This window comes from Micromonospora sp. NPDC051296 (assembly GCF_040682255.1).
Lineage (GTDB): Bacteria > Actinomycetota > Actinomycetes > Mycobacteriales > Micromonosporaceae > Micromonospora > Micromonospora craterilacus.
Genome location: NZ_JBFBAO010000044.1, coordinates 20944 through 28803, shown reverse-complemented (window position 1 = coordinate 28803; position 7860 = coordinate 20944). Strand labels below are relative to the sequence as shown.

The following is a 7860-nucleotide window of genomic DNA, read 5'->3' as shown; positions in this document are numbered from 1 at the left end:
GAGCCGACATCCACTGTTTCAGGCGAGCATCGTCATGCAGCAGCGACCATCACTTCTCGACCCCTCCTACAGCGCGGAACTGGCGTGGCGTCACCCCATCGGCGCGGTGGAACTGTCCGGATTCCTCGACCACCCGCCGATGACCACGCTCGACGTGGAACTCGCGCTGTTCGAGCGGGACGACGACATCGAGGCCGTACTGACGTGCCGGACCGACGTCATCGCGCCGACGGACGTGCCGGCGCTGGCCGACGCGTTCGTCGCCGCGGTGACGCGGGCGGCGCGGGCACCCGACCTGCCGGTCACCGAGCCGGCCCTCGCCTAGCTCCCACGTCCAGACCCCCGGGTGCCGCCTCGCAGCGCCGACGCCGACATCCCCTCTATCGAAAGGCTCAGACAGGCAGATGAGCGCAGCGATCCGGTCATGGTGGCGGCGACGGGTACCGGTCCGGCTCCAGCTCACCACGGTCGAGTGCGGAGCGGCATGCCTGGCGATGGTGCTCTCCCACCACGGCCGCCGCACCTCCGTGTCCCACACGCGGCAACGCTGCGCACCTGGACGTGGCGGAGTCAGCGCCCTGGCCATCGCCCAGGCCGCCCGCTCCTACGGCATGCGGGTACGGGGCCTACGCGGCGAACCCACCGCGATGCCGCACGTCGCGCTGCCCGCCATCGCCCACTGGGAACGCGATCATTTCGTGGTAGTGGAACGGTGGAACTCCCGCTACGTCGACATCGTCGATCCCGCCTGGGGCCGTCGCCGGGTGACGAAGCAGCAGTTCGACGAAGGTCTGTCCGACGCGGTGCTCGAACTGCGGCCCGGCCCCGACTTCGACACCTCCGGCGACGAGGGCCCGTCCAGCGCCAAAATCCTGGTCCGCATGATCACGCGGTTGCCTGGCATCCGGTTCCTGCTCCTGCAGGTGCTGCTTGTCACCGTGGCGCTGCAGGTGTTCGGGTTGGCCCTACCTGTCACGACCAAATTCATCGTCGACGAGGTCTTCGGCCTCTCCCGCGATGACCTGGTCGCGCTGCTGGGCCTCGCCCTGCTGGTGATCATCGCGGCCCAGGTCATCGCTGCCTACCTGCGCGCCCTGCTCCTGATCTACCTACAGGGCAGGATCGACTGGCAACTGCTGGTCGGCTTCGCCGGTCACCTGTACCGGCTCCCGCTGCGGTTCTTCCACCAGCGCACGACGGGCGATCTCGCCACCCGGATCAACGGCATCGCCGCGTTGCGGGACCTGATCGCGAACCAGACGCTGACGGCCACGCTCGACGCGATGCTCGTCCTGACCTACTTCGTGCTCATGTTCGCGTTCGACCCGGTGCTGGCCTCGGTGGTCGCGGCGGTCCTCGTCATCCAGGTCGTCATCGTCGCCAGCACCCACGGCCGAGCCCGAGACCTGCTGGCCCGCAGCATCGCCGCGCAGACCGGCGTCAACGAGTACGTCATCCAGACCATCTCCGGGATCTCCACCGTCAAGGCGGTCGGCGCTGAACGGCGTGTGGTCGACGAGCTCACCGACCGGATCGTGGACTGGAGCGCCACGACGTTGCGACGCAACCACCTCGGCGCCGGGCTCGACACCGCCACCGGCATGCTGCGCATGCTCACCCCACTGCTCGTACTCTGGCTCGGCGCGTGGCGGGTACTCGACGGGCAGCTCAGCATCGGCACCCTGCTCGGCTTCACCTGGCTCGCTGCCGCCGTCCTCGCTCCGATGTCCACGCTGCTGGCGAACTGGCAACGCCTGCAGGTAGCCGCCGTACAGCTCGAACGCATCGGCGACGTGCTCAAAGCCGCACCGGAACGCGGGGGTGACCAGGACCCGAGGCCCGGGCCCGAGGGGTCACGGCTAGAGCTACGCGACGTGACCTTCCACTATGACGAGGGATCGCCACCAGCAGTTTCCGACGTCACCCTGGCCGTCGAACCCGGACAGCGGGTCGCGATCGTCGGACGCAGTGGCGCCGGAAAGACCACGTTGGCGATGCTGATGCTCGGTCTCTACCAACCGACCTCAGGCGAGATCCGGTGCGACGGCGTTCCGCTGCCGGACATCGCGCCGGTGGCATTGCGACGCCGATTCGGTGTCGTGCTGCAGGAGCCGTTCACCATGCGGGCCAGCATCCGCGACAACATCGCGTTCGGGCTGCCGGAGGCGACCCTGGACGACGTGGTCTGGGCAGCCCGCATCGCCGAAGTGGACCCTGAGGTGAACCAGCTGCCCCTCGGCTACGACACGCCACTGGCCGAGCGGGGCGTCGGACTCTCCGGTGGGCAGCTGCAACGACTCGCCATCGCCCGGGCGTTGGTCCGGCGACCGTCGATCCTGGTGTTCGATGAGGCCACCAGCCATCTCGACGCGGAGACCGAACAGCGGATCGTGGCCAACCTTCGCGAGGTCACCTGTACCCAGGTGGTGATCGCCCATCGACTGAGCACGATTCAGAACGCCGACGTGATCGTTGTCCTGCACGAAGGGCAGGTCATCGAGGCCGGCAGCCACGCCGACCTGGTCGAGTCCGGTGGGCCGTACGCCGCCCTGGTCGCGGCCCAGACCGGAGCCGGCGGCGACCCGGAGCTTCTCGCCGAACTGCTTGCGTTCTACGAGATCGAACCGGGCTGACCGGCCGCGCCGGAAACGCCAATAGTATCGGTGCGAACGGGAGGAATCAGATGAAGATGATCAGAGCAATACCCGCGTTGCCCGTGTCGGACGTGGCCAGGGCCGTGGAGTACTACACCGGACGTTTCGGATTCGAGTCACGCTACGCCGACGATGACTACGGCATCGTGGGCAAGGACGACGTGGAAATCCACCTCTGGCCCGCCAACAAGCCGAACACCCCCGGCGCGGAACCACACCTCGCCGGCAGCGCATCCTGCCGGATCCAGGTGTCGGATGTCGAGGCCCTCTACGGGGAACTCGACCGAGCCGGCATCGTGCACCCCAACGGCGCGCTGGACGATCATCCGTGGGGGCGGGAGTTCACCACTCTCGACGCCGACCGCAACGCCATCACCTTCTTCCAGCCCTGAACCCCGGACCCGCCGCCCAGCGTGGGTGGGCCGACAAGGCGACGCAGGTTCGCAGTGGGAGTGTGCATCCGTGGCCATCGTCCGCCGACCGGGAGACGCACCAGCGCCAGCCGAAAGCGTCTCACATGCGGAGTTCACCGACCTCTACACCCAAAAGCCCGACCCATGGGACCTGGCCACCAAATGGTACGACCAACGTAAGTACGCGATCACCGTCGCATCCCTTCCGCGCCCCCACTACCGCCGCTGCTACGAGCCCGGCTGCTCGATCGGGGAACTCACCAAGCTGCTGGCAGCCCGATGTGACGAGCTGTTGGCGACCGACTTCGTCGAGTCGGCGGTCGCCCAGGCGCGCACCGCGGTCCAGGACCTCACGAACGTCACGGTCACCAGAAGCGTGCTGCCGACGGAACTACCCGATGGCCCCTTCGACCTCGTGGTGGTGAGCGAACTGCTCTACTACCTGTCCACCCGGGACATGAAGCAACTGGTCGACGGCATCGTCGAACGACTGGAACCGCACGGCGACCTCGTCGCAGTGCACTACCGCGACGACCGCCGCCGGCACTACGACGGCGTCACCGTCCACGCGGAGCTGCTGTCGCGGCCACAACTGCACAGCATCGTGCACTACGAGGACGAGGCATTCATCCTCGACATCCTCAGACGGCGCACCCACGGCACCACGCTCATACACAGCGCCGTACAGGCCGCCGGCAACCTGCTGCCACGAGGCGCCGAACGCCGCCGACCGACCCGCTTGACTCCCACCCCGGACGGCCACGGCGAGGCCCGGCAATGAACAACCGCACCCGGCGAGCGCGATGACTCCACGCCCCCATGGCAATCCTTGGCTCCGTCGCTTCCACGACGTTGCGACCAGCCGCCTCACCCTGGTCTGTTTTCCGCACGCGGGTGGCTCGGCAGGCTTCTTCCATCCGATGTCGGCTGCGGCCAAGCACGCCCTTCAGATCGTCGCCCTGCAATACCCCGGGCGGCAGGACCGCAGCGGCGAACCCTTCCTGACCACGCTCAGCGAGCTTGCCGACCAGGCATACGACGCGCTGCGACCGCTGATGGGCAGGCCCCTGGCGTTCTTCGGACACAGCATGGGAGCCACACTCGCGTTCGAGGTGGCAGTTCGCATGAGACAGCGTCTGGAGAACAGCCCGGTGGCGTTGTTCGCCTCCGGCAGCCGCGCGCCCTGCCTGCCTCGCCTCACCGAAGCCATGCATCTGCGCGACGACAACGGGCTCGTGGCCGAGCTAGCCGCACTGGACGGGACCGACCCGCGACTTCTTCGGGAACCTGACCTGCTTCGCATCATCCTGCCGGTCCTCCGCGCCGACTACATGGCAGTCGAGACCTACCGCTACGAGGTGAGCTTGAAGCTCGACTGCCCGATCATCGCGCTGGTGGGAGACGCAGACAGCAAGGTTGAGGTCGCCGATGCGCGAGCGTGGCGCGAACACTCCACCGGCCCCTTCGAGCTGAGGACGTTCCCCGGCGGCCACTTTTACCTGACGGACCACCGGACGCAAATCACCGATCTCGTCATCAACCAACTGCTCTAGTGCCGCGTCAGGCAACGTTCGCCTTGTGCGGTGTGAGACATGTCGTACGCCTCCCGCTCCTGCCAGTCAGCCGTCGGGTAGACCGAGGTGACGCTGGGCAGGTGCGGCTGCTCGACGGAGACGGCGGCCTCCAGCCGGACCCGCCGCCGGTAGGTCATCGAGGTCAGCTGGTAGACGACGTGCAGCCGGCGCTCGTCGGCGCCCAGGTAGTCCACGCCGGACACCGAGGAGCACAGCTCGAAGCGCAGCGCCGAGTCGTCCCGCATCACCTGGCAGACCTCGGCGATCCGCTCCGGGCGGATGTGCAGGGTCAGCTCGCCGCGGTCGACCACCACCTTCTCGATGGCCTCGCCGAAGGCCGGGTAGGCCTCCTCCAGCGCGTCGCGCACCTCGTCGAAGTAGCCCCCGTACGGCCGGGGCGAGTCCTCGATCGTCCGGTGCTGCCGGACCAGGCCACCGAAGCCGGAGACGTCACCGGTGCCCTGGTTGCCAAACATGCCCCGGCCGGCCGGACTGGCCGGCGGAAACTCGGCGGGCGCGCCGCTGGTCGCCCCGGCCGGCGTCACCGGAACCGGTACGCCGCCGGCGGTCGGCTTCTCGTCAGTCACTTGATCCCCCGGTACGGCTGGAGGTGGTTCTGGGCCTTCATCCAGTTCTCGATCCGCAGCTGCTCCTCGCGGCCCTCGCGGACGGCCTTCGTCCACTCGGCCCGCCGGGCCTTGTCGCTGCGGTACGACGACGGCATCGAGCCGTACGGGACGACCGGCACGTCACCGCGCTCCTCGCGGGCGGCCAGCATCTTGCGGCCGTTCGGGCCGAGCGGCTCGTGCCCGATCTTCTCGCGCAGCTTGAGGATCGCGTCGATGAGCATCTCCGGCCGGGGCGGGCAGCCCGGCAGGTACATGTCGACCGGCACCACGTGGTCGACGCCCTGCACGATGGCGTAGTTGTTGAACATGCCGCCGCTGCTGGCGCAGACGCCCATGGAGAGCACCCAGCGGGGCTCGGCCATCTGGTCGTAGATCTGGCGCAGCACCGGGGCCATCTTCTGACTCACCCGGCCGGCGACGATCATCAGGTCGGCCTGCCGGGGCGAGGCCCGGAAGACCTCCATGCCCCACCGGCCCATGTCGTAGTGCGGGCCACCGGCGGCCATCATCTCGATCGCGCAGCAGGCCAGGCCGAACGTGGCGCCCCAGACCGACGACTTGCGCGACCAGTTGACCAGCTTCTCCACCGAGGTGAGCAGGACGCCGGCGGGAAGTTTCTCCTCGATACCCATTGCCGTTCCTCCCTCAGTCCCAGTCCAGGCCGCCGCGCCGCCACTCGTAGGCGTACGCGACGAAGACCGCACCGATGAAAATCAACATGGCCATGAATCCGAAGACCGGCAGGGCGTTGAAGGAGACCGCCCACGGGTAAAGGAAGATCATTTCCACGTCGAAGACGATGAAGAGCATCGCCGTCAGATAGAACTTGACCGGGAACCGGCTTCCGCCGATCGGTTGCGGGCTAGGCTCGATGCCACACTCGTAGGCCTCGAGCTTGGCCTTGTTGTAGCGCCGGGGCCCGACAAAACGGGCGGCGGCTATCGAGAACAGCGCGAAGGCCGCGGCGAGGGCGAACAGCCCGATGATGGGTACGTAAGGCGAGAGCGACATCTTCTTCTCCTGCTCGTCCTTCCCTGCCCTCGTTCGTTGGCGAAATTCACACTATTCACGTCCCACCCGCCGACCGTCGGCGGGGTGGACCTTGACTGCTCCGCGCCCCTACACCGCAGGCGCGACCCGGGTCATCGCATTGATCACCCGGTCCATCGCGTCACCGCCGCGCGGGTCGGTGAGGTTGGCCAGCAGCTTGAGCACGAAGCGCATCAGGGTCGGGTGGGGCATCCCGTGCTTCGTCGCCACGCGCATGATCTCCGGCCGGCCGATCAGCTTCACGAAGATCCCGCCCAGCCGGTAGTAGCCGCCGAACCGGGTCTTCAACTCCTGCGGGTACGCCATCAGCGCCCGCTCCCGCTCGGCCCCGGCCGGCCGGGCCAGCGCCTGCGCCGCGACCTCCGCGGCCAGCTCGCCGGACTCCATCGCGTACGCGATGCCCTCGCCGTTGAACGGGTTGACCATGCCACCGGAGTCGCCGACCAGCATGACGCCGCGGGTGTAGTGCGGTACCCGGTTGAACCCCATCGGCAGCGCCGCGCCGAGGGTCGGCCCCTCGGCGTTCGCCTCGTCGGTCATCCCCCACTCCGGCGGCGTGTTGGCCAGCCAGTCGGTGAGCAGCCGCCGGTAGTTGGTCTTCCCGAAGGCCGAGGACGAGTTGAGGATGCCGAGCCCGACGTTGACCCGGCCGTCACCGAGGCCGAAGATCCAGCCGTACCCGGGCAGCAGCGCGTCGCTGCCCTTGGCCCGCAGCTCCAGCCAGGACTCCAGGTAGTCGTCGTCGTGCCGGGCCTCGGAGCGGTAGTAACGGCGTACCGCCACGCCGATCGGGCGGTCCTCCCGCTTGGCCAGCCCGAGGGCGAGCGGGAAGCGGCCGGAGACGCCGTCCGCGGCGACCACCAGCGGCGCGTGGAAGGTGATCGGGGCCTTGTCCGGGCCGTCCTCGGCCTGCACCCCGATCACCCGGCCGTCCGGGTCGAGCACCGGGCCGATGACGTTGACGCTGGTGCGCAGCTTGGCACCGGCGGAGACCGCCCGCTGGGCGAGCAGGTCGTCGAAGTCGAGCCGGGTGCGCACCAGACCGTAGTTCGGGAAGCTGGCGAGATCGGGCCAGTCCAGCTCCAGCCGGAGGCCGCCACCGATCACCCGCAGACCCCGGTTGTGCAGCCAGCCGGCCTCGGGAGAGGTGTCGACCCCCATCCGGATCAGCTGCCGCACCGCACGCGGGGTCAGCCCGTCACCGCAGACCTTCTCCCGGGGGAACTCGGTCTTCTCCAGCAACAGCACGCGTACGCCGTGCCGAGCCAGGTGGTATGCGGTCGCCGACCCACCGGGACCGGCGCCCACAACGATCACGTCGGCGTCGTTCTCCACCGCGGTCATCCGCGCCTCCTCCCCGCATGCTCGTGAAATGCTTCACAAGCCAGCCGGGACGAGTCTATGACCGGCACCATACGCTCGCCTTGTTAGGGCGACCTAACCTGCTGGAGACGGGCCGGTCACGGTGCCACGGGCCGCCGACGACGCGGCGACGCGGCGGGAAATCGAGGCGGCGGCGGGGGGCGGCGGGGGGCGCGGG

Annotated in this window: 9 protein-coding genes; 5 read left to right on the top strand and 4 right to left on the bottom strand. The window is 68.6% G+C overall.

The window, feature by feature from the left end; genetic code table 11:
- The 5 genes from AB0M52_RS07790 to AB0M52_RS07770 all read left to right on the top strand — a co-directional run.
- The coding region (locus tag AB0M52_RS07790) for a hypothetical protein (protein WP_363950344.1) at positions 1–325 on the top strand (325 nt) is incomplete at its 5' end.
- 79 nt (positions 326–404) lie between these two features.
- On the top strand, positions 405–2633 hold the full coding sequence (locus AB0M52_RS07785; protein WP_363950341.1) for a peptidase domain-containing ABC transporter: 2229 nt from the start codon (positions 405–407) through the stop codon (positions 2631–2633).
- Positions 2634–2683: 50 nt separating this feature from the next.
- A complete protein-coding gene (locus tag AB0M52_RS07780) occupies positions 2684–3046 on the top strand; it encodes a VOC family protein (protein WP_363950338.1) in 363 nt (120 codons plus the stop codon).
- 70 nt (positions 3047–3116) lie between these two features.
- A complete protein-coding gene (locus AB0M52_RS07775; protein WP_363950335.1) occupies positions 3117–3848 on the top strand; it encodes an SAM-dependent methyltransferase in 732 nt (243 codons plus the stop codon).
- A gap of 22 nt (positions 3849–3870) precedes the next feature.
- Positions 3871–4620, top strand: a complete 750-nt coding sequence (locus AB0M52_RS07770; protein ID WP_363950332.1) for an alpha/beta fold hydrolase — start codon at positions 3871–3873, stop codon at positions 4618–4620.
- Here the strand turns inward: AB0M52_RS07770 and AB0M52_RS07765 are convergent.
- The 4 genes from AB0M52_RS07765 to AB0M52_RS07750 all read right to left on the bottom strand — a co-directional run bounded on the left by AB0M52_RS07765 (position 4617) and on the right by AB0M52_RS07750 (position 7664).
- Positions 4617–5186 (bottom strand): NADH-quinone oxidoreductase subunit C, encoded by a 570-nt coding sequence (locus AB0M52_RS07765; RefSeq protein WP_363950349.1) that lies wholly within the window; start codon positions 5184–5186, stop codon positions 4617–4619. The two genes, AB0M52_RS07770 and AB0M52_RS07765, sit on opposite strands and share 4 nt — an antisense overlap.
- A gap of 38 nt (positions 5187–5224) precedes the next feature.
- Positions 5225–5902 carry an NADH-quinone oxidoreductase subunit B family protein gene (locus tag AB0M52_RS07760; RefSeq protein WP_363950330.1) on the bottom strand — a complete coding sequence of 226 codons (678 nt, stop codon included), beginning with the start codon at positions 5900–5902 and terminating at the stop codon, positions 5225–5227.
- Positions 5903–5915: 13 nt separating this feature from the next.
- Positions 5916–6281, bottom strand: coding sequence for an NADH-quinone oxidoreductase subunit A (locus AB0M52_RS07755; RefSeq protein WP_363950327.1), 366 nt, complete (start codon positions 6279–6281; stop codon positions 5916–5918).
- A 108-nt stretch (positions 6282–6389) separates the two neighbouring features.
- Entirely contained in the window at positions 6390–7664 is a 1275-nt protein-coding gene (locus AB0M52_RS07750; protein WP_363950325.1) for a geranylgeranyl reductase family protein, read from the bottom strand.
- Positions 7665–7860 lie beyond the last annotated feature (196 nt).

Coding starts and splice junctions, on each gene's coding strand:
- AB0M52_RS07785 (WP_363950341.1), top strand. CDS start 405: ATGAGCGCAGCGATCCGGTCATGGTGGCGGCGACGGGTACCGGTCCGG.
- AB0M52_RS07780 (WP_363950338.1), top strand. CDS start 2,684: ATGAAGATGATCAGAGCAATACCCGCGTTGCCCGTGTCGGACGTGGCC.
- AB0M52_RS07770 (WP_363950332.1), top strand. CDS start 3,871: ATGACTCCACGCCCCCATGGCAATCCTTGGCTCCGTCGCTTCCACGAC.
- AB0M52_RS07760 (WP_363950330.1), bottom strand. CDS start 5,902: ATGGGTATCGAGGAGAAACTTCCCGCCGGCGTCCTGCTCACCTCGGTG.
- AB0M52_RS07755 (WP_363950327.1), bottom strand. CDS start 6,281: ATGTCGCTCTCGCCTTACGTACCCATCATCGGGCTGTTCGCCCTCGCC.
- AB0M52_RS07750 (WP_363950325.1), bottom strand. CDS start 7,664: ATGACCGCGGTGGAGAACGACGCCGACGTGATCGTTGTGGGCGCCGGT.